General features: G+C 69.0%; 23 protein-coding genes, 1 tRNA gene and 5 pseudogenes. 12 read left to right on the forward strand and 17 right to left on the reverse strand.

Annotation, left to right across the window (positions count from 1 at the left end; genetic code table 11):
- Positions 1-37: 37 nt before the first annotated feature.
- Together KKZ08_RS00560 and KKZ08_RS00565 are read right to left on the reverse strand one after the other, a co-directional pair.
- On the reverse strand, positions 38-199 hold the full coding sequence (locus KKZ08_RS00560; protein WP_223772519.1) for a hypothetical protein: 162 nt from the start codon (positions 197-199) through the stop codon (positions 38-40).
- 165 nt (positions 200-364) lie between these two features.
- Entirely contained in the window at positions 365-877 is a 513-nt protein-coding gene (locus tag KKZ08_RS00565; RefSeq protein WP_263303323.1) for a tRNA-dependent cyclodipeptide synthase, read from the reverse strand.
- Positions 878-1,188: 311 nt separating this feature from the next.
- On the opposite strand from KKZ08_RS00565, the gene KKZ08_RS00570 reads away from it, so the two are divergent.
- Positions 1,189-2,136, forward strand: a complete 948-nt coding sequence (locus tag KKZ08_RS00570) for an IS5 family transposase (RefSeq protein ID WP_346657858.1) — start codon at positions 1,189-1,191, stop codon at positions 2,134-2,136.
- Positions 2,137-2,153: 17 nt separating this feature from the next.
- On the opposite strand, the gene KKZ08_RS00575 is transcribed toward KKZ08_RS00570, so the two are convergent.
- Complete coding sequence (locus KKZ08_RS00575; RefSeq protein WP_223772520.1) at positions 2,154-2,768, reverse strand: TetR/AcrR family transcriptional regulator; 615 nt, start codon at positions 2,766-2,768, stop codon at positions 2,154-2,156.
- A gap of 87 nt (positions 2,769-2,855) precedes the next feature.
- Here KKZ08_RS00575 and KKZ08_RS00580 point away from each other — a divergent pair, with 87 nt between their 5' ends.
- The 6 genes and pseudogenes from KKZ08_RS00580 (at position 2,856) to KKZ08_RS00595 (ending at position 7,276) form a co-directional block, all read left to right on the forward strand.
- Positions 2,856-3,275, forward strand: coding sequence for a nuclear transport factor 2 family protein (locus KKZ08_RS00580; protein ID WP_223772521.1), 420 nt, complete (start codon positions 2,856-2,858; stop codon positions 3,273-3,275).
- On the forward strand, positions 3,272-4,027 hold the full coding sequence (locus KKZ08_RS00585) for an FAD binding domain-containing protein (protein WP_223772522.1): 756 nt from the start codon (positions 3,272-3,274) through the stop codon (positions 4,025-4,027). The genes KKZ08_RS00580 and KKZ08_RS00585 overlap by 4 nt, the downstream gene beginning before the upstream one ends.
- Positions 4,028-4,146: 119 nt before the next feature.
- Positions 4,147-4,464 carry a 2Fe-2S iron-sulfur cluster-binding protein gene (locus KKZ08_RS38870; protein WP_320592374.1) on the forward strand — a complete coding sequence of 106 codons (318 nt, stop codon included), beginning with the start codon at positions 4,147-4,149 and terminating at the stop codon, positions 4,462-4,464.
- A pseudogene (locus tag KKZ08_RS38875) lies at positions 4,461-5,651 on the forward strand (molybdopterin cofactor-binding domain-containing protein); the annotation flags it as partial. The gene KKZ08_RS38870 and the pseudogene KKZ08_RS38875, both read left to right, overlap by 4 nt.
- An 80-nt stretch (positions 5,652-5,731) precedes the next feature.
- Positions 5,732-6,847, forward strand: a complete 1,116-nt coding sequence (locus tag KKZ08_RS38880; RefSeq protein WP_346657859.1) for a molybdopterin cofactor-binding domain-containing protein — start codon at positions 5,732-5,734, stop codon at positions 6,845-6,847.
- 204 nt (positions 6,848-7,051) lie between these two features.
- The gene (locus KKZ08_RS00595) at positions 7,052-7,276 is read left to right on the forward strand and encodes a hypothetical protein (RefSeq protein WP_223772523.1); all 225 of its coding nucleotides are present in this window, start codon (positions 7,052-7,054) and stop codon (positions 7,274-7,276) included.
- 343 nt (positions 7,277-7,619) lie between these two features.
- Here the strand turns inward: KKZ08_RS00595 and KKZ08_RS00600 are convergent.
- The 6 genes and pseudogenes from KKZ08_RS00600 to KKZ08_RS00625 all read right to left on the reverse strand — a co-directional run bounded on the left by KKZ08_RS00600 (position 7,620) and on the right by KKZ08_RS00625 (position 12,384).
- Positions 7,620-8,002, reverse strand: a pseudogene (locus KKZ08_RS00600) (LuxR C-terminal-related transcriptional regulator).
- Positions 8,003-8,052: 50 nt separating this feature from the next.
- Positions 8,053-9,270 carry a histidine kinase gene (locus KKZ08_RS00605; protein WP_223772524.1) on the reverse strand — a complete coding sequence of 406 codons (1,218 nt, stop codon included), beginning with the start codon at positions 9,268-9,270 and terminating at the stop codon, positions 8,053-8,055.
- A gap of 1,089 nt (positions 9,271-10,359) precedes the next feature.
- On the reverse strand, positions 10,360-10,821 hold the full coding sequence (locus tag KKZ08_RS00610) for a DUF6010 family protein (protein ID WP_223772525.1): 462 nt from the start codon (positions 10,819-10,821) through the stop codon (positions 10,360-10,362).
- Positions 10,822-10,999: 178 nt separating this feature from the next.
- Positions 11,000-11,311 carry a hypothetical protein gene (locus KKZ08_RS38885; protein ID WP_320592371.1) on the reverse strand — a complete coding sequence of 104 codons (312 nt, stop codon included), beginning with the start codon at positions 11,309-11,311 and terminating at the stop codon, positions 11,000-11,002.
- Positions 11,308-11,631, reverse strand: a complete 324-nt coding sequence (locus KKZ08_RS00620) for a hypothetical protein (protein ID WP_223772526.1) — start codon at positions 11,629-11,631, stop codon at positions 11,308-11,310. Before KKZ08_RS00620 ends, KKZ08_RS38885 begins: the two co-directional genes overlap by 4 nt.
- A gap of 63 nt (positions 11,632-11,694) precedes the next feature.
- Positions 11,695-12,384, reverse strand: a complete 690-nt coding sequence (locus KKZ08_RS00625; protein WP_223772527.1) for a DJ-1/PfpI family protein — start codon at positions 12,382-12,384, stop codon at positions 11,695-11,697.
- Between the two features lie 197 nt (positions 12,385-12,581).
- On the opposite strand from KKZ08_RS00625, the gene KKZ08_RS00630 reads away from it, so the two are divergent.
- Positions 12,582-13,520 (forward strand): helix-turn-helix domain-containing protein, encoded by a 939-nt coding sequence (locus KKZ08_RS00630; protein ID WP_223772528.1) that lies wholly within the window; start codon positions 12,582-12,584, stop codon positions 13,518-13,520.
- An 820-nt stretch (positions 13,521-14,340) separates the two neighbouring features.
- On the opposite strand, the gene KKZ08_RS00635 is transcribed toward KKZ08_RS00630, so the two are convergent.
- From KKZ08_RS00635 to KKZ08_RS00645, 3 genes are all read right to left on the reverse strand, one after another.
- Positions 14,341-15,099 carry a MerR family transcriptional regulator gene (locus KKZ08_RS00635; protein WP_223772529.1) on the reverse strand — a complete coding sequence of 253 codons (759 nt, stop codon included), beginning with the start codon at positions 15,097-15,099 and terminating at the stop codon, positions 14,341-14,343.
- A 10-nt stretch (positions 15,100-15,109) separates the two neighbouring features.
- Positions 15,110-15,994, reverse strand: a complete 885-nt coding sequence (locus KKZ08_RS00640) for a DUF2268 domain-containing putative Zn-dependent protease (protein ID WP_223772530.1) — start codon at positions 15,992-15,994, stop codon at positions 15,110-15,112.
- A gap of 862 nt (positions 15,995-16,856) precedes the next feature.
- Positions 16,857-17,720: a helix-turn-helix domain-containing protein gene (locus KKZ08_RS00645; protein ID WP_223772531.1), complete on the reverse strand. Its 864-nt coding sequence runs from the start codon at positions 17,718-17,720 to the stop codon at positions 16,857-16,859.
- Between the two features lie 147 nt (positions 17,721-17,867).
- On the opposite strand from KKZ08_RS00645, the gene KKZ08_RS00650 reads away from it, so the two are divergent.
- Positions 17,868-18,755, forward strand: coding sequence for an alpha/beta hydrolase (locus KKZ08_RS00650; RefSeq protein WP_223772532.1), 888 nt, complete (start codon positions 17,868-17,870; stop codon positions 18,753-18,755).
- Positions 18,756-18,795: 40 nt separating this feature from the next.
- Here KKZ08_RS00650 and KKZ08_RS00655 read toward each other — a convergent pair.
- Positions 18,796-19,671, reverse strand: a pseudogene (locus tag KKZ08_RS00655) (IS5 family transposase); the annotation flags it as partial.
- A gap of 443 nt (positions 19,672-20,114) precedes the next feature.
- On the opposite strand from KKZ08_RS00655, the gene KKZ08_RS00660 reads away from it, so the two are divergent.
- Positions 20,115-20,188, forward strand: a tRNA-Trp gene (locus KKZ08_RS00660).
- 91 nt (positions 20,189-20,279) lie between these two features.
- Here KKZ08_RS00660 and KKZ08_RS00665 read toward each other — a convergent pair.
- Positions 20,280-20,705, reverse strand: a complete 426-nt coding sequence (locus KKZ08_RS00665) for a carboxymuconolactone decarboxylase family protein (RefSeq protein ID WP_223772533.1) — start codon at positions 20,703-20,705, stop codon at positions 20,280-20,282.
- On the opposite strand from KKZ08_RS00665, the pseudogene KKZ08_RS00670 reads away from it, so the two are divergent.
- Positions 20,687-21,568 (forward strand): annotated as a pseudogene (locus tag KKZ08_RS00670) (sigma-70 family RNA polymerase sigma factor). The gene KKZ08_RS00665 and the pseudogene KKZ08_RS00670 sit on opposite strands and share 19 nt — an antisense overlap.
- Before the next feature lie 401 nt (positions 21,569-21,969).
- Here KKZ08_RS00670 and KKZ08_RS00675 read toward each other — a convergent pair.
- From KKZ08_RS00675 to KKZ08_RS00685, 3 genes are all read right to left on the reverse strand, one after another.
- Positions 21,970-22,851, reverse strand: a complete 882-nt coding sequence (locus KKZ08_RS00675) for an RICIN domain-containing protein (protein WP_223772534.1) — start codon at positions 22,849-22,851, stop codon at positions 21,970-21,972.
- Positions 22,852-23,715: 864 nt separating this feature from the next.
- On the reverse strand, positions 23,716-24,006 hold the full coding sequence (locus KKZ08_RS00680) for a hypothetical protein (protein ID WP_223772535.1): 291 nt from the start codon (positions 24,004-24,006) through the stop codon (positions 23,716-23,718).
- Between the two features lie 27 nt (positions 24,007-24,033).
- On the reverse strand, positions 24,034-24,945 hold the full coding sequence (locus KKZ08_RS00685; protein WP_223772536.1) for a hypothetical protein: 912 nt from the start codon (positions 24,943-24,945) through the stop codon (positions 24,034-24,036).
- Between the two features lie 279 nt (positions 24,946-25,224).
- Here KKZ08_RS00685 and KKZ08_RS00690 point away from each other — a divergent pair.
- Positions 25,225-25,366, forward strand: a pseudogene (locus KKZ08_RS00690) (IS630 family transposase); the annotation flags it as partial.
- Between the last annotated feature and the right edge of the window lie 109 nt (positions 25,367-25,475).

Here is a 25,475-nt window from a genome sequence, read left to right on the forward strand (position 1 = left end):
GCGGTCCAGGTCAGAGCCGAGCGGCGTCGGCCGGGGATCACTCTTCTTTGCTCAGCCGGAACTTGACCGGGTACACCAAGGCCGATAGCGATCGGGACGATTGCTTGCCCGAGTCGCCCCCGATTACCGTGCCGGTGCCGCCGAATCCGACGACCGCCGGGGCAACCACCGCCAGAATCGTCATCTGGTCTTCATTCACGATGCGAGCACTTCGGCCACCAGGCTTGACGACCCCCCTGCACATCCACTCCCGGCCGACGTTGCTTGCAGGAATAGTCGGCTACAGCGGCACACGGACTGCTTCCGGGCCGTCGAGTGAGGCCGTCGCACGAGGGGCCGGTGTCTTGCCACAGTCCCTCACGTGTCACCGGGAGGAGTTGGTAGCTGTCACTGCCGTGCGCGCAGGCCGATGTATCCCCTGGCCGGGAAAAGCCCGGTGGGTGCCGCCTTCGGTGAAGAAGTACTGGAAGTGCGCGGCCGGCTTGCCGTAGGCGGTGACCGCTTCCGGTGCGCCCAGGATGCCGACGGCGTTGAGGACGAACGGCAGGGCCCTGTCACCGTGGACCAGCCCGGCGTCGATCTGCGCTTCGGTCGGCTCCCAGCTGTCAGGCATCCTCGCCTTGACCGCCTCTCGCGTGCCCTGGCGGCACAGGGCGCGGTAGACAGGGTCGTGCAGGGCTTGTTGGGCGTAGGCATGGGCCCGCTGGTATTCGGGGTTGGCGGTCCACTGTCCGAACTCGCTCACCCGCACATCCGGGTCCCCGGCCCCTTCGCGTGCGCGGCGAATACGGGAGGCCATCTGCCGGAGGTCGGCTCGCGCCTTCTTGCAGGCCTCGCGCTGCGGGCGCCCCTGGGCAAGGTAGGTGGCCGTGGTCATCTCCAGGTCGGAGACGGCACCTTCGCGATGTCGGTGCCGCGGAGAACCCCACCCCGATCATCTGGCGGCGCAAGGACGGCTACATGTTCTCCGACAACCCCGCGGACTGGATCGAGTACGAGAAGAAGCAACTCGCCCAGGTCTCGGACGCCTCACCCGGATGATCACGGGCACGCTCGCCCCGCACCTGGCACGCTGCCCCGACGACGAATGGGCCCAGCTGGTATCCGCCCAGCTGACCGGAGTGTCCGCGACACTCGCCCAGCTCTCGAAGTAACCCCTGTCCTCTCTACGCCATCGACGAGTCCGCCATGCCGAGCCCTGACCGCCGTCGCCGCTACCCGTCCGACACCACGATCGCCGAGTGGGCCCTCCTCGAACCGTTCCTGCCCGTCCCGGCCTGCCAGACCAAGACCGGCGGGCACCCCGAGAAGTGGCCCCGGCGCCAGATCGTCGACGCCATCCGCTACATCACCGACAACGGCGCGAAGTGGCGCGCGCTGCCGTCCGACTATCCTCCGCGGGAGACCGTTTACGGGTTTTCCACCCGCTGGAACCGCCGGGGCGTCGTCACCTTCATCCGTGACCAGCTCCGCCGCCGTCTCCGCACTGGCCTGGGACGATGCCCCTACCCGGTGACGCTGATAGTCGATTCGCAGTCGGTCAAAGGCGCCACCACGGTGAGCCGGGCAACTCGCGGATTCGATCCCGCGAAAATGATCAATGGGCGGAAGAGACACCTCGCGGTGGACACGAAGGGCTTCCCCGTGATGATCATGGTGACGCCTGCCGACATGCAAGACCGGGACGCCGCCCGCGAACTACTCTGGCGCCTTCGCCTCACGCACCCGCAGATCACCCAGGTCTGGGCCGACTCCGCCTACGCCGGCCGACTCGTCACCTGGGCCGAGGACTTCCTCCACATCACCCTCAAAACCGTCTCCCACCCCAAAGGAGCCAAAGGGTTCGTCGCCCTCCCGCGCCGCTGGCGTGTCGAACGCACGCTGGGGTGGATCATGAACGCCCGCCGCAACGCACGCGACTACGAACGCCTCCCGCAGCATTCCGAGGCTCACCTGAACTGGTCGCTCATCACCCTCATGACCAGGCGGCTGACCCGGAAGAAGCCCGCCCGCGGCTGGGTGAAGAAGCCTCCGGCTTCGACCAGCGCGGCCAAGTGCTCCTTCGCGCCCATCACCGTCCGCGGCCCGCGCCGCGCTGCGGACGAGGCCGCTCGCATGGTCGACCCGGAATCATGAGATGGGGCCCGATGCGCTCACCGAAGCCGAGGTGAGAAATCTGCTTGTGCGGTGGCACCGAGCATGCGGAGAAGGCTGACGCGGAGGGCGTCCTGTGCAGCCGGGGCGGACAGGCGGCCGGTGTCCTGCTCCTCGCTCGCGGCATGGCCGAGCCTGATGGTCGCCGCGACCAGCCAGTCGACGGGGAGCCGGTTGTCGAAATCTCCGGTCTGCCGTCCGCGTTGGATCACCCGTCTGATCCGGTCGGCGACGGGCGTGTGCCGGTCGTAGTCGGCCTGCGAGCTGACGGGGTGCGCGCTGATCACCTGCAGCAGTACGGGGTAGCGCCCAGTAACCTGTGCGGCGGCATCGAGCATGCGCATCAGGGCGTCCGCGGCGGGGCCCGTGCCGAGGTCGGCGGCATCCATGGCCGCGACGGCCTCCTCAGTGATCCGCTCGACCACGGCCAGCAGCAGCTGTTCCCGTGAAGGGAAGTGGGCGTAGACGGTCGGGCGGGTCACGCCCGCGGCGCTGGCGATCGTCTCCAGGCTGGCGTCGGGTTCGGCGTTGAGGACCCGGGTTGCGGCATCAAGGATGGCGGCCCTGCTGCGGCGGGCGTCAGCACGGCGGTTTCGGGCGGGGGAAGACGTCATCTCTTACATGTTGCCAAACTTATTCGAGCCTGCATATCTTACAGAGTGTAAAAGATCGCGTGTGAGCATCCGACCGACGGGAGTGACATGCGCCCACTCGGCAACACCGACCCCAAGCAGTTCATCGCCGACTTCTTCACCTGCTTCACCGAGGACTTGCTGCAGACGGACGATGACGCGGCGGTGATCGTCGACCGCTATCACACCCCGGACATCGTCGAGATCGCCGACGGACACCGGATGGACCGCGACAAGCTCATCGCGCACACTCGCCCGGTCCGCAAGAACCGGCCCACCATCCGTATGGAAGTGCACGAGGCCATCGCCGACGAGGGCAGGCTCGCCGCCCGTTACACCCTGCACTCCTCGCAGCGCGGCAAGGACCTCGCCATCGAGATCTACTTCTTCGGCCAGTTCACCCCCGAAGGGCGTATGCGTCAGGCGCACATGACAACCCGCACTGTTCCCGTGGACGGCAGCGGCGAGCGGCAAGAGGCAGCACCGTGACCGAGAGTACGCACACGGTCACGGGCATGGCCTGCGGGTACTGCGCGGAGTCGGTCGCCGAGGAGCTGGAGCGCATCGTCGGCGTTACCGCCGTAACAGTGGATGTCGACAGCGGCACGGTTGTGGTCACCAGCGGCAGGGATTTGGAAACCGCGGACGTACGCGCCGCGGTCGAGGCACTGAGCCGGTGCGGATGGCCGCCCCTGACCGTGACCGAGGACGGCCTTGAGGTGGCGGCCACCTGCACCGTCAGCGACCTGCTGGCCTTCGCCCGCGCGCCTGGGCAGCCGTGGCCGCGGGCCCGGACGCTCATCGCCGACTGCTGCCGGGCCTTCTCGTCGTCCTTCAAGGTGTGGAAGACCGCCACCGTCGGCGGCAATGTGTGCCTGGCGTTGCCGGCCGGCCCGATGATCTCCTTGGCTGTGGCCCTGGACGGCATGTGCCAGGTGTGGGGACGGGACGGGCGTCGGAGCCGGGTGCCGGTGACGGACTTCGTGACCGGGCCCGGCCGCACGGTGCTCCGGCCCGGTGACCTGCTGCGTTCACTTCACCTGCCGGCCGCGGCGCTCACTCGGCCCGTGGCTTGGCGCCGGGTGAGCCTGCGCCCGTTGGGCCGCTCCGCCGCCCTGGTGACGGGCACCCGCGCCTCCGACACGGGCCGGACGAGCATCGCGGTCACCGCGGCGACCATCCGGCCCGTCGTGCTGACCTTCGATCAACCGCCGGCCGCCACCGTCCTGCACGACGCCTAGAGGACGCGTTGGAGCCCGGCCTCATCGTCGAGGACGTCCATGGCCTGCCCGCGTGGCGGCGCCACCTGGTGTTTCAGCTGGCCGACGAGGTACGGCGTGCCCTGTCGCGGAGGTAGAGGATGCCCTTCTCGGTCCGGATCAACGGCCATGAGACCGCACAGCCGCCAGCCCCCGGCCAGTGTTTGCGCACCTATCTGCGCGAACACGGCTGGAGGGAGGTGAAGAAGGGGTGTGACACGGGCGACTGCGGTGCCTGCACCGTGCACGTCGACGACCTGGCCGTTCACAGCTGTCTGTATCCGACGCACCGCGCCGACGGCCGTGCCGTCACCACTGTGCAGGGGCTGGGCGCGGGGGATCGGCTGCATCCCGCGCAGGAGGCGTTCACCGGGCGCGGGCGTTCCAGTGCGGCTACTGCACCCCCGGCCTCGTCATGACCACCGCCGCCCTTGCCCCGGAGCAATACGCCGACCTGCCGCAGGCCCTGAAAGGCAACGTGTGCCGGTGCACCGGCTACCGGCCCATCGGCGAGGCCGTGAGGGCCTCACATGCCCAGCCCGGCCCATCACCCGCCTGGGATGCGGCGGATCCGGCCTCCCTCGGTGTCGTCACCGGCACCGCACGCTTCACCCTTGATGACCCCGAACCGGCTGGTCTGCTGCACCTCGCCCTGCTGCGCTCCCCGCACCGCCACGCCCGCATCCGGCACTTCGACACCACCGCCGCCCGGGCCGTGCCCGGCGTGCATGCCGTCCACACCCACCAGCACGCCCCGCCGGGGCGCTTCTCCACGGCCCTGCACGAACGCACCGACTACGACCCCGCCGACACCCGCGTCCTGGACGACGTCGTCCGTCACGTCGGGCAGCGCGTCGCCGCCGTCGTCGCTGACAGCGCGGCCACCGCCGAGCGGGCCTGCGCACTCATCCGCGTCACCTACGAGGTCCTACCAGCCGTCACCGACGCCGAGCAGGCGCTGGACCCCGGCGCCCCGCGCGTGCACCCCGACGGCAATCTCGTCGAGGAGGTCCACCTGGCCACCGGGGATGTGGAGCGGGGCCTGGCCCAGGCGGACGCCCGCTACACAACCACCTTCCACACCCAGCGTGTGCAGCACACCGCCCTGGAGTGTCACGCCACCCGAGCCTGGAGGGCGGCCGACGGGCGCCTGCACGTCCATACCACCACCCAGGCCCCGCACCTGGCGCGCCGTCGCCTGTGTGCGATCTTCGGCCTGCCGCCTGAGCGGGTCCGGGTCACCGCCGCCCGGCTCGGGGGCGCCTTCGGTGGCAAGCAGGACCTGCTCACCGAGGACATCACCGCCTTGGCCGCCCTGCACACCGGTCGCCCCGCGCAACTGGAGTACACCCGTGCCGAAGAGCTCACCGCCACCACCACCCGCCACCCCTTCACGGTGCGCGTCACTCTCGGCGCGCGGCGCGACGGGGCCCTCACCGGCCTGAAGCTGCACGTCGTCGCCGACACCGGCGCCTACGGCAACCACGGTCCGGCCGTGCTGCGCAAGGGGTGCACTGAGGCGCTCGCCCTGTACCGGTGCGCGGACATCGCGGTCGACGGCTACAGCGTACGTACCAACAACGTGCCCGCCGGCGCCTTCCGCGGCTACGGCGTCGGCCAAATCACCTTCGCCGTCGAGTCCGCCCTCGACGAACTCGCCGCATCCTCGGCCTCGGTACCCTGGCCATGCGCCGCACCGCATACCTCCAAGCCGGCGACAAGAGCCCCTTCGCGGGAGCGGGCGGCCACCACCCGATCATGGACACGGGCCTGTCAAAATGCCTGGACGCCCTCGCCGCCGCCCGCGTCCACCGCCGGGCTGCCCGGCCCGTGCCGGCGGCCCACCCGCATGTTCTGGTCGGGGAGGGCCTGGCCGTCGCCGCAGGGCACACCGAACCCGCGGACGACCACATCGCCACCGCGAGCGTCGCTCTGCGCGCCGACGGCCACTACGACCTCGCCGTCGGCGCACCCGAGTTCGGCAGCGGCACGAGCAACGTCCTGCACCGTCTGGCCGCCGACGCCCTGCACACCCGACCGGACCGCATCCGCCTGCACCAGGCCGACACCGACCTGCTCGCCCACGACTCCGGCGGTTTCGCATCCACCGGCATCCTTCTCGCCGGCACGGCGGTCACCCGTGCCTGCCAGAGCTTGTCCCGGCAGATGACCGAACTGACGGCAGCCCACTGCGGCAGCCATCCCGCCCATTGTCGGCTGGACACGGACCAGGTCCGGTGCGCCGAGACGGCCCTGCCCCTGACCGCTCTGCACGCGTACGCGCAGGCGGCCGGGCAGCACCTGACGGCATCCGGCCGTGCCACCACCGCGGAACGCCACCCGAGCCTGGCCCTCAGCGCCCAGTGGTTCCGCGTCAGCGTCGATACGACCACCGGAATCGTGACCGTCCTGGACAGCGTGCACGCCGCAGACGCCGGCCGAGTTCTCGACGAGACCCAGTGCCGCGGGCAGATCGAAGGGGCCGTCGCGCAAGGTATCGGCACCACGCTCTTCGAGAGCCTGCCCACCGACGACCAGGGCCACATCATCACGCCCGACCTGCGGAGCTACGCCGTCCCGCACTACGGCGATCTGCCCCCGACCCAGGTCCACTTCGTCCGCCCCGACGTTCCCGCCCACCACCAGACGCCCAAGCCGATGAGTGAACTCCCGTTCAACCCGGTCGCCCCGGCGCTGGCCAACGCCTTGCGCGACGCCACCGGCCGCCGCTTCAGCACCCTTCCTCTGCGCCCCGATGTCGTGTGGTCCCAGCTCATCACCCCAAGTGCTGACCGAACATAATGCGGTGGCCTCCTGTCCCAACTGGCGACGAGTGTGCCCGCGTAGACCACATCGCCCCATCGAGAAGTCACACCGCAGCGGGCCGGCAGCCGACGGCTGAGCGCCTCATAGCCCTGTGCGCTGCCTGCGTAGGGGTGGGTGCCTGAGCGGCTCGTGCTGCCCCGTAGTCTCGTTGCGTTCACATGGCAAGACGGGGGGCGCTCAATGGCGAAGCCGGTACGTGCAGCACTAGGTGAAGTCTGGCTGACCTGCCAGGTCTGTCAGGGAGACCTGTTCCGAGAGCGGAGTGTCCTGCTCAACAGCACCGGTATGGAGTTCCTGAAGTTAGCCTGGGCCGACGAGAGCGCTACGGGCCTGATTTGCTGGCGATGTGGCTACGTGCACCTCTTCGTCAACAAGAACATCAAGCTCTATCAGGCGGAGAAGTAGCGGGGACAGCCGCTCAAAGCGCATGGCACCAGGAAGGCGCCGCGGAGGGTCGGCTGGGGCCGCAAGCGGGGGCGTGATGGCCGTCGTGGTCAACGCGGTCACCGCCCTCGCGGCCGGCCATCTGCTCGGGCGGCCACTCCGGAGCAACTCGGCAGCTCTGACGTCACCCATGGTGCTCTGTCCAGGCACTGATTCCCTTGCCCGGCGCGGGTGTGCGGGTCGGGCCGGATGGGTTGGTTGTTCCGGTGCCGATTGAGAGCCTCGGGCCAGGGTCGGCTCTGACGCCTGTACGGGAAGGACCCCCGGGCGAGATCACCCCACGTCCCGACGCATCAAGGCCCTACTAAGCCACGCCCTCCAGGAACCGGAGGACCGCCAGCACCCTGCGGTGGTCCGCCTCCGCGCGCGGCAGGTCCAGCTTGGCGAGGATGCTGTTGATGTGTGTGGCCACGGCGCTTTAACTGACGATGAGTCAGGCGGCGATTCCGGCGTTGGAGCGGCCCTCCGCCATCAAGGCGAGCACCTCGCGTTCGCGTTCGGTGAGCCGCTCCAAGGGGTCACTCCGCCGCCGTGCCAACAGCGTCGAAGCGCTGCCCGCACTCCCTCGTCGGTGAAGCTCGGCGGCATCCGTACGTCGACGACGGCGAGGGCGGGGCGGTGCCGTGCCACGGCGGCCAGCAGCCCTTCGCCGTCGCCGCGCTCGGCAACCACCTCACAGCCCGCCATCCGCAAGTCCTTCACCACGCCGATCCTGAGCAAGACGGAATCCTCGGCGATCACGGCGCGAGGCACGGCAGCTCCACATTCATCACGGTGGGGCCGCCGACGGGGCTGGTCAGCCGGAAGGTCCCGTCGACCGAACCCACGCGCTGCGCGAGCCCTTTGAGGCCGGTGCCGCCGGACAGGACGGCACCGCCCGCGCCGTCGTCGGTGACGGCCACCCGCGGTATCGCCCCCAGCCGGGCGACGGTCACTTCCGCCCGGGTGGCACGGGCGTGCTTGACGATGTTGGTGAGCGCCTCGGAAACGACGAAGTAGGCGACGCCCTCGACCGCGGGGGAAGCCCGTTCGGCCATTTCGACCTGCAGCTTCACCGGGAGAGCCACCCGTGCGGCCAGGCCGGACAGGGCGGCGTCCAGGCCGCGTTCGTCGAGGACCGCCGGGTGCAGGCCCCGCACCAGGGTGTCGAGCTCCTCGATGGCCTCCTTGGCCTCCCGGTGCGCCTCGTCGATCACCTGGCGTGCCTCGGGCGGCAGGTCGGGCAGGGCCACTTTGGCGATGCCCAGGTTGAGGGCGAGCGAGACCAGGCGCTGCTGGGCTCCGTCGTGCAGGTCGCGTTCGATACGGCGGCGTTCGGCCGCGGCGGCGTCGAGGGCGCCGGCCCGGCTCTCGGTGAGGTCCTCGACCCGCCGCTTGAGCGTCTCGTCGCGCTCGTCCCGCAACGGGGCGGGTGCGATGCGGTGTTCCAGACGTACGAGGGCGGCGGCGAGCACCGGGGTGAGGGCGAGCGTGGCGATGCCCGCGACCATGAGGCAGGCGGTCGTGGTGGTGTAGCCGGGGTGGGCGGAGCGCCAGTCGTTCGGGACCAGCGCGAACTCCCAGGCGTAGACGGTGGTGGCGGCGAGGCCTCCCGCTAGGAGCGGCAGAACCAGCAGTTCGAGTACTCCAAGACATGGGGCCACCAGCCAGTTGTAGGCCAACTGCCGTCCCGGCACGGCGAACCGGAGCCGGGGAATGAGCACACCTGTCAACTCGCGGTGGCGCCAGCGATGTCCGTCGGTGAGTCCGATGCCGGCGACGAAGAGCAGCAGTACCGGCACGGGCAGGATCATCGGGGCCGCAGTGGACGAGCCGTCCAGGGTGCCGACGAGTTGGGCGGCCGCCCACAAGCCGAGCAGTGCTGTCAGCAGGTGCAAGAGCATCCCGGACGCGAGGAAGGCGAGGTCGCGGCGCAGCCGCGTCAGCGAACGGCGCAGCCGGGACGGCATGTGCATGCTCCGAGCCTAGCCGCAGCGACCACGGAGCCACCATGAAGCCCGTACCCGTTCCGGGGGTGCAACCAGTACCACCCCAAGACGGACAGCAATGGCAGTGACCTGCGCATACGTGTCCGGGAGTGTGAAGCACGAGCCCGCACAAGAAGGTTCCCCGGACCGGGCACCGGCCGGGCAGCCCGCCCCCGGAAGGCAACCGACCATGGCCCACCCCGCTTTCAACTCTCCGGCAGCCATCCCTCGCTGGACCGCCCCCGTGCTCACCGGCGCCGGTCTGGCCCTGCTGCCCTGGATCGGGTACCTCGCCGCGACACTGCCCCCGGCGCAGGCCGTCGCCTGGGGGCTACCCGACAGCCTGGAGGCGTACTGCCTGATCACGGCAGGCCCGCGGGCACGGTGGGCACCGGGTCCCGGCGGCGGGCGCCGCCCTGCTCCTGCTGGCCGACGCGGTGGCGGACCTGCTCACCTCCGCACCCGGTACTCCGTTGGCGCAGGCCCTCGCCATGGCAGTGCTCGCCGAACTGCCGCTGGCCGCCTTGGGCACCGTCCTGACCCGCCGAAGCCCCGGGGTGCCGCGCGGGATAACGGGCCCGGGGGCCAAGTTGTCACTCCGGCGCCGCCAGCGGTGCCCGGCTCGGTGACCTCGCCCTGCTGCACGGTGAGGTGATCATGAACTCTGCCCTCGCCATGCGGCCGGGCAACGTCCGTCTGTGGCTCGAGCTGATGCTCTTCCAGCGTCTCAGCAGCGCGACCGCTCTCCCCCGGCACGGACAGCGAGGAATCGGTGAACACCCCGCCCCGCCGACCCGGCGTTGGGAGCGCCGATGCCGCCTAGGTCGGCCATCGCCTGCGGCAGGGCCGTGCCGGTGGCCGCCCACGAAGGCCGTTCACACCCGCAGTCCCGGTCGGCCGGAGGATGGTCCCTCAGCCTGCGTTGGCAACGGTCGTGGAGTCGGCCCGAGAAGCGGCCACCGTCCGGACATGAAGCGCCGCCTGCGTGACCTCTCGCCACCGCCTCGACCTCCACATCGTCGGCGTCTTCGAGCAGCGTCCGGACCTGATCGGATCTTCCGGCTCCCAGCCTGACCGTCAGGTGCCGGTGCGGTCTGGTCCGGAGGGGGCAGAGGCGTGATCGTGCGCGTGTTCTGTTGTCCGGCCGGGCCTGAACCCGCGGCGGGCGAGCGTGATCAGGGAAGGTCCTCCGCGGAAGCACCACAAGGCGATGACCGGATCACAGATGGCGCAGGCCAGGGACGAGTCGTGGTAGAAGGGCAGGATCGGATTGCCCTTGAGGTGGTGGGCCATGTCCCAGGCCGTGTGGAGCAACCAGCCGACGCCGATGAAGGTCCAGGAGCCCAGGCCGCGATAGGCGACGTAGGCCACGAGCGCGACCAATGGGAGCTCCCACGGGCCGAATCCACCCCCGCTCAGATAGGCGGCGCCGGCTCCGCCCACCATGATCGCGTTGAAGTGGCGTCGGTGTGGTTCTTTGATCAGGGACATGAGCAGGCAGTAGATGATGCCGACGATCACCGGAGACACAAGGTTCATGAGGGGATGACTTCTTCCTGCTGCCTGAGGCGCCAGGTCGTGATGACGGCGAACAGGTAGGCACAGCCGTGGGTGGGGCCCATCGAGGATGTGAGATGGGCTTGAGCTTGAGGCGGATGGTGAACACGTTGGTCAGCATCACGGTCAGGGAGATCAGCTCGGTGTGAGCCGCGATGCGTCAGATGGGGCGAAGGGCCGGTGGCCCGAAGCAGGTTGAGGATGCCGGTGGCCATGGCGAGGCGGCCCGGCGCCAGGCGAGTCGGCAACTGCGAAGCGGAACCGGCGGCTTGGCCAGAGCACGGTCCTGGGCGGGCTGAATCACGAGTGCCAGTACGCCGGCGGCCGTCGCGGTCAGCAGACTCGAGGCCCTCAGCCAGACATCGCCGAGGGCGCGGCGCAGCGTTGCGCAAAACATGCTCGCGGCGGCGGTGACCGGGCCGACGGTGATGCGGGCGCCCAGGACGTGCACGGGCAGAAGAAGCTTGGTCACGCCGGATGCTTCAGGGTGGTCTGGTGTGTGCCCGTGGCCTCCGAAGACGGAGGGCGGCCGGCCTTGGAGGTGCCCGGCAGGGTGTCGCCGTGCACTGTCACGTCGAATGTCATGTTCAGCCGCATGGGCTTGGTGATGGCCTGTTTCCAGGTGAGCCGGTCCCGGTCACCGGCGAGGGTGACGTCGGCGAGTGATACTTCCTCGCCGGATCCGTGGGCGACGCCGGTCAGGGTACCGACCCGCTCACGGAGTTCGACCCCGGCCTTGATCTTGCCGTTGCGGGTGGGGATGGCCAGGTCCCAGGCGCCTTCGACGGACATGCTGATGTTCTTCCTGACCGTGCAGGGGGCCGGTGAGCGACTGATCCGCGAAGGGCCGGGTGTTCAGAGGGGGGTGGGCGTCGGGCCCTGCGCGCGCCAGACGGTGCCGCGCCGCTCGTGGGAGAAGAGTTCTTCGACGGCGTGCGCGACGCGGGGGCCCACCTCGCGCTCCAGTAGGTACAGGCCCAGATCGAGACCGGAGGTCACGCCGGCGCCGGTGATCAGGTCGCCGTCGTCCACGATGCGGGCGCGGACCGCGTGGGCGCCGCCGGCATCCAGCATGTCGAGGCACATGTGGTGAGTGGTGGCGTGACGTCCCTCCAGCAGGCCGGCCATGGCCAGGACAAGCGAGCCGCCGCAGACGGTGGCGACGGTGATGTCGGGGGCGTCCATTGCCTGCTTGAGGAGCGCGGGGAGTTCGGTGGTCAGAGTGCGGCCCAGCAGCACCGGGATGAACTCGTCCTGCTTCCACTCGTCGGCGCCCGCCTCTTCTTCCGGGGCCTCGCGGGGTTCGCCCAGGCGGCCGGAGGCTCCGGGCACCAGAAGCATGTCGGCGCGCTCCAGGTCGAGGGCGCCGGTGGCGCGCAGCGTCAGTCCTCCGGTGCCGCTGACGACCTCACGAGGGCCCTCTGCGGTGACCAGCTCGACGGTCACCGCGCCGTTCGTCACCGCGCCGCCGGCGTACAGCACCTCGTAGGGGGCAATGGCATCGAGTGGGTCGAAGCCATCGAACAGGACGACCTGGATGTGCATGGGTGTTCCTTCGGTGTCGCTTTCCAACGGGACGCTCCGAAGTCAACCGGCTTTCCGTATGCCCTCCTAGTGGCACTAGTGACAGGTTTCAACGGGATAATGCCAACACCTTCACGAAGGGCGTGAGCTGGTACGACAAGGAGCTTCCGGCTTGGTCGGCTGAATCCGTGAAGCTGATGGGGAGGTAAGTTCTGGCCATGCATACGGTTGCCGTTCTCGCGTTGGATCAGGTGATCCCGTTCGACCTGTCCACCCCGATCGAGGTCTTCTCCCGGACCCGCCTGCCCGACGGGCGGCCCGGCTACCAGGTCCGGGTGTGCGCCGAACGCGACGAGGTCGACGCCGGGGCCTTCACCCTGCGCGCCCCCTGGGGGCTGGAGGGCCTTCAGGGCGCGGACACGATCATCGTGCCGGGCGTCGCCGATCTCGCTGCCTCGCTCCCTCCCGCCGTGCACGACGCGCTGCGGTCGGCCGCTGGCGACGGCACCCGGATCGCTTCCATCTGCGTGGGCGCCTTCCCCCTGGCTGCCACCGGGCTCCTCGACGGGCTGCGCGTCACGACCCACTGGCGCGCGGCCGGGCTTCTGGCCGCCACCCACCCGGACATCGACGTCGACGCGGACGTCCTCTACGTCGACAACGGCCAGTTGCTCACCTCGGCCGGCGCTGCCGCGGGTATGGACCTGTGTCTGCACATGATCCGCCGTGACTACGGCTCGGCCGTCGCCGCCGACGCCGCCCGCCTGTCAGTGATGCCTCTCGAACGGGAGGGCGGGCAGGCGCAGTTCATCGTCTACGACCACGCCCCCACACCGCAGGGCTCCGAGCTTGAGGTGCTGCTCACCTGGCTACAGGAAAACCTGGCCCGCGACCTCACCCTCGCCGACATCGCCGAGCGGGCCGGGACCAGCACCCGAACCCTGATCCGGCGCTTCCGCGACCAGACCGGCACCACCCCGCTCCAGTGGCTCCACCGAGCCCGCATCCGTCAGGCACAGCACTTGCTGGAAACCACTCAGCACTCCGTGGAGCGCATCGGCTGCCAGGTCGGTTTCGGCTCACCCACCACCTTCCGTGACCGCTTCAAACGCACCACCGGTGTCAGCCCGCAGGCCTATCGGCGCACGTTCAGCTGAACCGGTAGGTCAGAGCCGCCGTCGATCCGATGGCATAGCGCCAATGGCTGTCGCGTTTCTCTCCATGCCGAACGAGTGAGCGGGCCTGGCCTGCGGGGGATACCGACCGGACCGGCGACCGCGTCCTGCCGACGCCCTCCCCGGTATCGCCTGATGCGGCCCCCGATGGGCATGCCCTCCTCGATCCGGTCGACCACCAGGGGGATCGCCTCGTGGGAACGAGGCACCTGTGCGCGCGGCCAAGCCCTACCGCGCATTGTCGAGCCGTTCGGCGTCGGTGAACTCCACGCCCGGCCCGTGCGCGCGGCTGTTGTTGCGCGGAAGTACATCTGGTCGAGGGCGTCGGCCGCGATCGGCTGGAGCTGCTGCTCGTCGGCTCCTTGCTCCCGAGCGGTGAACAGCTGATCCGCGTAGGCGGGCAGCAGCGCCTGGGTGATGTCGCGAATCCGGGCATCATCCATCGGCCGTCCCCCACAGCGGCGGTGAATCCGAAGCGGACGCGGGTGAAGACGGCCAGGCTGTCCGTGGTCACCGTCTTCTTCCTCGCCTTCGCGCGGGTCTGCGGCTGCCACCGCTTCTTGACGCCGACAGGTGAGCGGCGCCACGGCTGTTGGCCTCTCGCAGCGAACGCCGAGCAGTTCTGACCTTGGCCCCCATCGTCGTTCTCGACGCGCAACTGCCGCAGCACCTATCGCGTGGGGCTTTGTGTGAAAGCTGCTTTGCGAGAGGTTGCGAGAACGAAATGCATGGGCAAACCGGACATGGTCCGGTAGGGGTCCCGCCGTCTCACGGGACTAGTCATTTCTGTGAACCACCCGAGCTACATCCGGGTCCGCGCGTACGCTTGCAGCGCGTCGCGGACGAACGTCGCCCCCGCGGCATCCTCGTACATGCCGGCGAAGCGAGGGTCGTCTACGTACATGTCCCCCAGGCCTTTCACCATCTCGATCGAGCGCTCCCGGTCGCCCTCGGCCGTGGGGGTACCCGGGATCCGACTCAGCCACTGGACGTGCCGGGCAGCCAGTGACTGAGCGTGTTCCGAAGTCGGAGAAACCCCGGCCTTCACCGCGGTGACCCATGCGGCGACGAGGTCTTCGGTGTCCTGCTTCCAGGCCTGCTGTTGGTCAAGGGTCTTGCCGTGCCACCAGTCGTTGCTCACTTGGAACGCGCGCTCGCCCCAGCGTGAGATGACCTCGTCCTTGTAGCGGTCGTTGAAGCCCGCCAACATGACGTCCATCCGTGGTTCCGCCCCCGCCTGCAGGGCCTCGAGCGTGTGACGCACGGACCGGAGCTGCCGTTCGATGCGGTCCCGTTCCTCTTCCAGTGCGGCGATGTGGGCGCGGAGCCCGTCGCACGTGTCCACCTCGTCGGCCAGGACCTCGGCGATGGCCGGCAAGCCCATGCCGAGCCGGCGCATGAGCAGGATCCGCTGGAGCCGGGCTACCGCGCCCGGGTCGTAGTAGCGGTACCCGTTCGCACCGACCCGAGACGGGGCCAAGAGCCCGACGCGGTCGTAGTGACGCAGGGTGCGGCTGGTGATGCCGGCCCTCGTCGCGAGTTCCTGGATCGTCCACTCCATCGTCCCAGTGTTACCCGCGGCGGAGCGTGGCGGCGATGATCGCCGAGCTGTCGGCGTGCAGGGCCTGCGCCGCCGTCTGCCCGGTCGCTGCCAGGTAGGTGTCGACCAGCCTGTTGCCCGCGGCGTACCCGGCGCCCATCGGCAGTCCCACCGGGGGGAGGCCGAAGCGCTCGGCGCTGGGGTCGCCGTGCACCCAGGCAGTGAAGTTCTGCATGCCTGTCACGTCGAGCCCGGTGAGCACTTTGCCGAAGATCTCGTCGTCGTGCAGGTGCGGCACGCCGATGCGGGTGGGGCCGAGCTCGTCACCGTAGAGCTGTCGGGCGAAGGCGTCGGCCAGGCCTTCGGAGACGATGTGATCGCCGACCGTGACGGTCATCGGCTCCCACACGACCCCGCCCGGGCCGAACCGCAGGTTGTGGTGGAGTTCGTGCACAGCGGTGGCCTCCAGCCGTTCCACGTTCTCGGGGAAGGGCCAGAGCGTGATCACGATGTGGCCCGAGATGCCGCCGAACCCGGTTACTCCTCGGCTAGGACCCATAAAGTGCTGGTCACCCGGATCGCCGAGCACGAACAGCACGGTGATGTCCGGGGACCCCAGCCCCGGCGTCGCCTCCAGCAGTACGGTGAGAGCGTCGTCGAGGGCGCGTTGCATCCGCTCCCAGGCTCCGGCCGACGCCAGGGTTTCGAGCGCGTTGAGGCAACGCTCCTCGTCACGGTCGATGGAGAACCCGGACGCTTCGAGGTGCATGGCCACCAGGTCGACCTCGCCGGGGTAGTAGCGGTACATGCCCCTGGCGGGCTCCAGCATCGAACGCAGCAGGTCAACGCGGTCCGCGACCGGGGACAGCAGGATCCGCCTCATGGCGGAGTAGGTGTCAAGAACAGTGATCGACATGGCCCCGATGCTAGAAGTTGACGCAGCGTCAAGGTCAAACGACCGGCGCTCTTCGCCGAGGCACGGCCGGCATGTCGTCACCCAGACCCGTCATGACCGGCGGTGCGCCGCGCGATGGGCTCACGCAACTTGGTCAGCCCGCTGAACCCGTGCGGTACGGGCCGGCGTACGGGCGCGGATGCCGCTCAGTCCAGGCAGCCGCCCGGCCGCATATCCACGGGGCGAACAGGATGCGGAGGCAGCGCCGCCTCACGTGGCATGCCTGCGGCGGGAAGTGGCTGGCCTCGGCGCATCGTGGGGCCGACGGCGGTGCCCGCACCGGCCGCACTTCACTTCGCGTGCGTCGACTTCCGCCGCTCGCGGCCGATCACCCCCTCCTCCATGGACCGCTGTGCGGAGTGAGGTCGAGGCGGATGTCCATCTCCAGCCGGAAGGTTCCGTATGGGTTGGTGTTGGACCAGAACAGCGGCGCTGTCAGCCCGCGCCGGTCTTCTTCCGTCAGCTTCTTTCCCCCTGTTGGTTACTTTTCCCCTGAGGGAGAGCTGGGAGTCCGGGGCCAAGGCCGACGGCCAAGAAGCGCGGCGCCTAGCGGCCCGGTGTTTCGCGGCTCCCATGGCTGTCAGACGCTTGGCCAGGGTCGAGGCCTAAAGGGTGTTGCACAACGGCGATCACGTTCGGATCCGGCCACCAATCGCAAGGTCAACTGCCCGATTCTACTCCCGTTTTCGCCGGTCTGGGTGACACCGTGAAACGGTCACGAAAGATCGTTCGGTCGTTGCGCAACAGCCTTTAGGGCCTGTTTGGTAAGTGGTGATGGTCCACTGCTCCTCGAACGTTTCAGTTGCAGTGATGTACAGGAAGGTCACGGGCTCTGGGCCGTGCTGCGGGCCAGAGCGGCCAGTCGTTCCGCGTCTGGAGTGCCAGGATTGGCTGACCAGAGCACGAGCTGCTGTTCTGGGGCACCGGCGTAGCGGAAGGTGTCCCAGTCGAGGGTGAGTTCGCCGACGGTAGGATGGTTGATGCGTTTGCTGCCGAAGTCCTGATGTGCGACGCGGTGCTCGGCCCACCAGGCCCGGAAGTGCGGGTCGGCGACGGCCAGTTCGCCCACGAGGGCGGTGAGGGCCGGGTCGGTCGGGTTCGTTCCGGCCTCCATGCGCAAGACCTCGACGCAGGTGCGGGCCACGTCCTCCCAATCCGGGTAGATGTCGCGCATCACCGGGTCGGTGAAGACCATGCGGACGTAGTTGCGCTCGGGCTCGGGCACGGCTGCGAAGTCGCACAACAGCTCCGCCACCAACGGGTTCCACGCGAGGATGTCGAGTCGCGGCCCGAAGACGATGGCGGGTGTGCCGGTGAGCTGGGCGAGTAGCCGGGTCAGGTGCGGGTGCGCTTTGGGGCGGGCGGACCGGCGCGGCGTCTTGCGGTGTCCGGACCGCGCGGCCTGGGCGACCAGTCCTTCCGCGTACGTCCTCTGGTCGCCGTCCAGCCGCAGCTCCCGCGCGAGGGATTCGAGCACCGGCGGTGACGGTGCCAGTCGGCCCTGTTCGATGCGTACGTAGTAGTCGGTGCTGATCGCGGCGAGCTCGGCCACCTCCTCGCGGCGCAGTCCTTGCACTCGGCGCTGGGTGTGCGCGCGCTCGGGGAGCCCCACCTGCGCGGGTGTGAGCTCGCCACGGCGGTGCTTGAGGAACTCACCGAGCTCACGAAGATGCGCGGAACCAGTCATTCCTTCAGCATGGCACCGGGGAGAAGCCTCTGCCTGGGAAGGATCCTTCCTAGGAAGCAACGCGACCTTCCTGCGCCCGTCTATCGGCCGGACAGTGGATACAGGCCCGCAGATCGCCGGCCACCCACGATCCCGCAGGAGCAGAAAATGAGGACTGACGTCCGCTTCCCGACCAACGGCCTGCAGCTCGCCGGCCACCTCTACCTTCCCGACGGCGTAGACGGCCCGCTCGCCGCGATCGTCGTCGGCCACCCCACGACCGGCGTCAAGGAGCAGGCGCCGACGGCGTACGCGACCCGCCTGGTCAAGGAGGGATTCGCCGTCCTGACCTTCGACGCCGCCTTCCAGGGCGAATCCGAGGGCCTGCCCCGCGGTCTGGAGGACCCCTTCCAGCGTGCCGAGGACTTCCGTGCGGCGGTCTCCTACCTCACCACCCGCCCCGAGATCGACCCCGACCGCATCGGTGTGATGGGCGTGTGCGGCTCCGGAGCCTACGTGCCCTACGCCGCCCAGACCGACTACCGGATGAAGGCCGTGGCCGGTGTGTCCGGGACGGACGTTCCCAGCTTCTTGCGCGGCGCCGACCCCGAGGGCTGGCAGCAGATGGTGGCAAACTCCGGAAACCTCCGCAGCGCCGAGGCCGCCGGCGAGCCCGCGGCGACCTTCGCCGTGCTGCCGGAGACGGCAGATGCCGACACCCCCGCCCCGACGGCCGAGTTCGTCGACTACTACAAGACGCCCCGCGGCATGCACACGCGCTCCACCGGAGACATGGTCGTGCGCAGCGCGGACCTCCTCGACCAGTTCGACTCCTTCGCAGACGTCGCCAAGATCGCGCCTCGCCCGCTGCTCATGATCGCCGGCACCGAGGCGGTGACCCGTAGGTTCTCCGAGAAGGCCGTCGCCGACAGCCCCGGCAACGCCGAGCTGTTCCTTGTCGACGGCGCCACCCACGTCGACCTGTACGACCGCGACGAGCACGTGACTCCTGCCGTCGCCAAGCTGGTCGAGTTCTTCGGCAAGCACCTCGCCTGAGTCGGTGAGCCTGTGTGGGCAAGGGGCGGGAGGGTGCTGGTCGCAGCCACTCTCCGATGGCCGCGACCAGCACGGAGGCCTCATAGCGGACGGCCAGCTTGTCGTATCTCGTGGCGACCGCGCGATGTCGCTTGAGACGGTTGATCCCGCACTCGACCGCATGGCGCTCGCGGTAGTCGGCCGGGTCGAAACGCGGAGGCCGGCCGCCGCGGGAGCCGCGCTTCTGCCGGTTGCGTGCCTGGTCAGCCTTGTCGGGGATGGTGCATCGGATTCCTCGGCGCCGCAGGTAGGCGCGGTTCTTGCGGGAGGCGTACGCCCTGTCGGCCCGCACGCCGTTAGGGCGGACGCGTGGCCGGCCCGGCCCGATGCGGGGCACGCGGACCTTCTCCAGCACCGGTTCGAACTGCGGCGAGTCGCCGCGCTGCCCGGCCGGGATCACGATCGACATGGGTTTCTGACCTTGCTCGACGGCCAGGTGGAACTTGGTGGTGAACCCGCCGCGTGAGCGTCCCAGCCCGTGATCATCAGGCTCGGCGAACACACCGCCCGGCGGTTCCTTTTGCAGGTCACCGTGCTTGCGGGCCCCGGCCGCGTGCTGATGGGCGCGGCACACCGTGGAGTCGACGCTCAGATCCCACGTGATCGCCCCCTTCTTGTCGGCCAGGGACTGCAGTCGGGTCAGGATCCGGTACCAGGTGCCGTTCCGCTGCCACCGACGGAACAGGTCATAGACCCGGCCCCACGGCCCGTACTCGACGGGCACATCCCGCCACGGCACACCAGTCCGGACCCGAAACCGTATGCCGTTGATCAACCGCCGACGGGGCCAGACGGGCGGCCGGCCCGCCTTCGCGCCCTTCGGCAACAACGGCTCCAGCACCGCCCACTGCTCGTCCGTGAGATCTCCCCGCCCCATAAACCGTGATCATTCACAACCCAAGATCCACCTTCGACACACGGCCTAGCAGTAGTCACAGCCTGAGGAGACGCGATCGCAGCCGGGCGTCGGGGTCCGGGTCGCCTCGGCCCACTCAATGGCGCTGCCGTCGCTCACCGTTCTCCTCGTGCCCTCCCGAGCAGGCCGCCCCGCTCCGGGCGGTGGCGGTGTGCCGCCTGGCGATGCCCGCCGAGTCGGGGCACCCGGGCCAGCAGGTCTGTCGACCTGACGTTCATTCCTCGGGCAGCCTGGGGAGCGAGTCTGCTGGCTCCCACCCTCTGCGGGTGGCAGGACGGCGCCCGACGGGCGACGGAGCAGGTGGGATCGATGCCGGAGTACCGGCGTCGGGACAACGAGCCGTACAAGGCGGCCTGAGGCGACGTCATAACGGCAACCAGCGAAATGGGTAGGATGCGGTCGGCGGGTGTAGCGCAGCGGTCGACGCGCGCGGTCTCCAAAACCGCGAGGACGCCGGTTCGATTCCGGTCACCCACCATCCAAGCCCCTGATGTTGAGGCCCAGGAACAGTCCTGTGACCACGAGCTCAGTCACCACTGCGCGATCAGTGGGTAAGAGCCACGCCGGACTCAGCCCCAGGTCTGGCCGGCCGGTTCCTTGATGGTGCGGTTGATCCGGTTGAAAAAGTCGGTCAACGCGATCTCCAGGTTGATCGCGCCAATCTGCTCCTCACTGAAATGGGCGTTGACCTCGTCCCAGATCTCGTCGGTGACTCCCTCCGCACCGTCCTGTAGCCGGGTGGCTGCCTCGGTCAGCGCCAGTGCCGCGCGTTCCGCATCGGTGTAGAACGCGGTGTAGAACGGCGCCTTGCGCCACGCCGCTACGTTGTGCAGCCGTTCGTCGGTGTCTCCGGCCTTCTTGCCCCCGGCGACACTTGCGTAGCCGCACGCCGAGCAATTGTTGATCTGGCTGGCGCGCAGATGTACCAGCGCGAGCAGCTTCTGGTCGACGCCCCGCTGGCGATCGTCTTCTGCAGGTGTCCGACCGCCCTGCACATCCTGCCGATCCGATCGCCGAAGCCTTCGAGGTGCACCGAGACCGGCTCAGAGCCGTTGCCTACCGTGTGCTCGGCTCGCACGCCTACGCGGACGACGCGGCCCAGGAGGCGCGGCTACGTCTGTCCCGCCAGGACGCCGACGCCATCGACAATCTCGGCGGCTGGCTGACCACCGTTGTCGGCCGCGTCAGCCTCGATCTCCTACGCTCGGGCCGAACGCGCCCGACAGTCTCCTCGACGACCAGCTACCCGAACTCACCGTGACGCTCGGCGACGGTACGGATCCGGCCGAGCTTGTGGCACTGGGCGACTCGGTGGACCTGGCGCTGTCAACGGTCCTGGAGTCGCTGCGCCCCGACGAGCGCCTGGCGTTCGTGCTGCACGACGTGTTCGCCGTGCCCCACGGGGAGATCGGCACCATCCTCGGCAGGTCCACCGGCGCGACCAAGATGCTCATCAGCCCGCGTCCGCAGGACGGTACAGGCCGCGCGGCAGTCGACAAGCGACCGACAGCGGCAACGCGAGCTCGTCGGGGCGTTCTTGGCCGCGGCCCGCGAGGGCCGGTTCGAGCGGCTGCTGGACGTGCACCACCCCGAGGTGGAGTTCACCGTCCATACCCCTGGCGGACGGTTCGTCACGATCGGGGCCACCGAGGTCGCCGGCCGCGCCCGGGTGGCCGGCGGCGCGGCACACGGACGAGCGGCGACCGTCAACGGGCGGCTTGGCGTCGTCGCCTGGAACGAGGCCGGCACCCCGCTGTCCCTGCTCGTCTTCACCGTCGCGGACGGCCGCATCACCGAGATCACCGCCGTGGTCGACCCGGTCGAACTCGCGCTCATGGACCTGCCGGACCCGGTGTGACTGTCTACCGGATGGCCGGTCGTCCTCGATGTGGTCCATGCCGGACCCCGCAGAGGCGGTCGGCGTAGCCACCTGGTGGGCGGAGCTCGCGGGGGTCTGGAATTGCCGTGAGTGCCCACACCGATCGACGGGGAGTGTCCCTGCCTCGATGAGGTCGTCGAAGTCGACGCGACGGTGCGGTGGCTGGCGGGATTCTTGTACGCACCCATGGCACCGGCGAACAGCGCGGCGGCGGCTTCCTGCTCACCGCTGCCGGCTCCGGCGTCGGCGTCGGCGAGCAGGCCCGAGGCGTTCCGGACGGCGACTTCGACCGCCGTCATCGCGGCGAAGGGACCGGGCACCGTCGGCGTCTTCTTCTGGTCGCCCGAGCGAACCTGCGTAGGGTCAGTCCAGTACTCGCATCAAATCCTGCCCATCGGGACCGCAGCGTCGAAGCGGTCGCCCAGGTTCACGCAGCCGCCGATCTGGCCGTCGGTGCCGTGGACGACGAGGTCGGCTCTGCCATCGCCTGAAACGTTGGCGAAACTGATGCTTCCCTGTCCGGGCATAGCCAGGTAGTTGGCCCAGCCCTTGCTCCAGACAATGCCGCCATCGAAGCGGCCGTCCACGTTCCTGTAACCGGTAATGACGCCTTCGGCGCGCAGGACGGCGATATCAGCCTTTCCGTCGTTCTCGAGGTCGGCGGCCGTCACCATCGGCATCCCCGGAGGCGCTGCCGGATCGTTGCCCGTTTTCGGCGCACGCTGTCGGAACGCGGTGCCCGTCTGCCCGTGGCAGTCCGTGAGCCCGATCGGCGCGCCGTGAGTGTGTGAACCGTCGACAACTTGGAGGCACTGCGACGGGGCGGTGGCCGATGACTGGATCCACGCGAAGGTCTCCCGGCCGGTGAAGAGAAGGTCCGCCTCTTTCTGTCCGCTGCATTCGGCCTGCCGTGCCCGTGGAGTCCCGGAGGGGCCAGCGATTTCCAGGCACTGGTTGCTGTGCACGTCGATGATGTTCACCGTGTCCCGGCCGGATGCGGACGGCCGCAACGTCCATACCGCACCGGCCTGTCCTGCGCATTCCGCCTGGATGAACGGAGCGCCTGGAAGCTGGGACGAGCCATCCACTGCCACACACTTGCCGCTGTGCGCCGCGATGATGTTGATCGTCGAAGCGGCGGCTGCTTCCGCCTGGCCCGTGGGAAACACCACCATTGCACCTGATGCCACCACCCATGCGGTGAGGAACGTCAGCTCCCGCAGGAACCTCCGTAATGGTCTGCCCACCGCCATCGCCGCCATCAGAACCTCCGAAGCTCGCCGCCGCCGACTACAACGCCTTTTGGATCAGGCTGGAGCATTAGAGCACCCGGTGATGTGGCTGCGCCCTCAGCTCGACCAACCCAAGTTCGCTATGGCGGCGCGCAGTTGGGGGGATCGCTTCCGACTCAAAGTGCTGCAGGAGGCGCATGGGTGGCGACGGCGGCCGGCTTTCGCGCCCGGCCGCCGAGACTGCCCGGCGTTGCTCGCCGGGCGCGGTGTCGGGTCGGGTCTCTGCACGGGATGCACTGTTTCCGCCTGGGGTTACGGACCGGCTATACGAGCGTGGTTCTTGTCTGGCGGTGTTCTGCCCACCACCGTTCTCCACGGTCGCGCTTTGAGCAGAGATCACCAGCCGGTGCGCCACAGCCTTCTGACCTGCCATCAGTAAGACACTGCGGTGTTTCCACGGCCGGGGCCGCAGTGCTGACACCGCACGAGCGGTGGTCGCCCGCCCCGCTCTCCACGAGGAACTGTCCACGACAAGCGGGGCACGGCTGCGCCACCGGAGCCTTCCGGTGCCCCTCACCGAGCGCCCCGAGACATCAGCCTGGCGCCCATCGCCACAACCTCGCCCTACTGTGACGCCCTTGCGGACCTCACGCGGCGTTTGCGTACAAGGTGGAGCTGACGATTCAGGTCAACATCGTGGTGGAGGCGCTGCCGGACGACGTACACGAGGGGATACTCGCCGTCACCAGTGCCGTGCCGCCGAGGCCCGGAGACCGTGCGGCCGGGTGCGCAGGCGACGAAGGCACTGAGCGGCAGACCAGGTGCCTTCGCACCAGGGGGGCGGGCCAAGGAGAGACTCCCACCCCCGGCCCGCCCACCCGGCATTCGAAGTGATCAGCAGGAGGCGCTGTTCTTGCCTCGCATATACGCGATCTTGCGTCGCGCTGTGGCGACGACGCAGGCGACGACAACGCCTGTGAGTCCGCCGAAGAGCAGGCCGCCGATGGGGTCGCCGTCATCGGCCCACGCGGTGGCGACAGCGATAGCGCACCACGCCACACCGACGGCCAAGGCGACACGGTCTCCGTCAAGCGTGCGCCACGCGGACCGGCGGTGGGACCGCTTCGTCAGCCAGATCTCGACCAGGACGAAAACGACGATGAGCGCGAGCCAGACGATGGTCATCGAAATGCACCTTTCTCCGCAGGAATGTCAGCGGCAGTATCCATCGCCCTGCTTACCCGAGTACTCACCGGGCTTCCCATAGCTCTTGATCTTCAGGCACTTCTTGTGGGACTGAGCAATGTTCGCCATCGTGGTGATCGCGGCAACAGTGATGCCGGCAGCGGTGGTGAAGCCTGCGGGTATCGACGCGATGATGGTGGCAGCGAGACCGCCCCCAAGAGCGATCTTCCGGGTTTCGCTCTTGTTGAAGTAGACCGTCCCGCTGACGATGCCCCAGGTGTAGTGAGGGTCGGCCACCACGGGGAAGGCTGTGGTGCTGTTGGTGTCGATGCTCTGCACCAGCGTGCTGCCTTCCAGCTTGTAGCTGGTGGCAACGCCCTTGCCATTGGCGTCCTTGGCCCACGGCGCCGAGATGGTGCCCTTGAGGGTGGTGAAGCCCTTTCCGGTGTCCTGGAAGATGTCGTAGCCGCCGCTGTCGTTCGCGGCCAGGTGTGCACCGGCCGGTATTTGGAGGTCGAAGCGCTGCTCGGTGGGAGCGTCCTTGTCCTTGAGGGTCACCAGTGTGCGGGCGCCGCCGTCCTTGGTGGGCTGGACAGCGAGGTCGGTGGAGTCCGCGGCGTCGGGGTACACGATCGTCCCGGAGCCCGCCTTTACGCCCTCGACGCTCTTCGCCTGCGGCAGGCCGAGCCCGAATGCCGTGCCGTCAGGAGCCGTGGCCTTCACGTTTCCGGTGGCGTCTTCGGGGGCTCGCACCGTCACAGTGCCGCTCTCGGTCTGCGTGACGCTCTGTGCGGCCGCGCCCGGTGCCGCGGACGAGGGGGCCAAGTCCTGAGTGCCGGTGATCCGTTCGATGCCCGCGGCTGCTTTCTGGCTGCGCTGGTCTCGTACGTCGGCAGAGGCCGACGGGGCGATCGCAAGGACGAGTGAGGTGGCGGTCACTGCGGCGACCAGACCGGTCGCGGTGCGCTGACGGTGATTCATGAAGCCCCTCCAGTAGGACATGCAAAATGCGGCGGCGCAGGAAACTGAACGGAAGCCCCCACCCCAGAATGATCTTGAAGAACTGTGGCATATGCCGTAGCTGTCGCGAAAGGGCTACATAGGATTTAGATAAGAAAAGGGACCAAAGTCCTGCTACCGGGTCTTTGGTCCCAACGCCCGGACAACTTCACTTTCTGCCCCTGCCACCGACATGCACTTAGGCGGATCGCTCCGGACACGGTCCGCACCTGGCGGCGGCGTTTCCTCGAACGGGGCCTGGACGGCCTATGCGACGACCCCGGCCGCCACCCACTGGTCGACGAGGTCGATGGCCGTGGCCAAGGGAATGTCGCGGTCGGCCATCTCGCGGATCTGGCGGCGCTCGCCCTGGCGCCGCACCGGTCCCAGCCGGTGGTGCACCAGGATGCCCACGAACGCGCGCCGTTCACTGCCCGCGCCCCGCTGGCAGAAAGCGACCCGGATCGGTG

Origin of the sequence: Streptomyces sp. 135 (genome assembly GCF_020026305.1) — a bacterium.
In the GTDB taxonomy this organism is placed as follows: Bacteria; Actinomycetota; Actinomycetes; order Streptomycetales; family Streptomycetaceae; genus Streptomyces.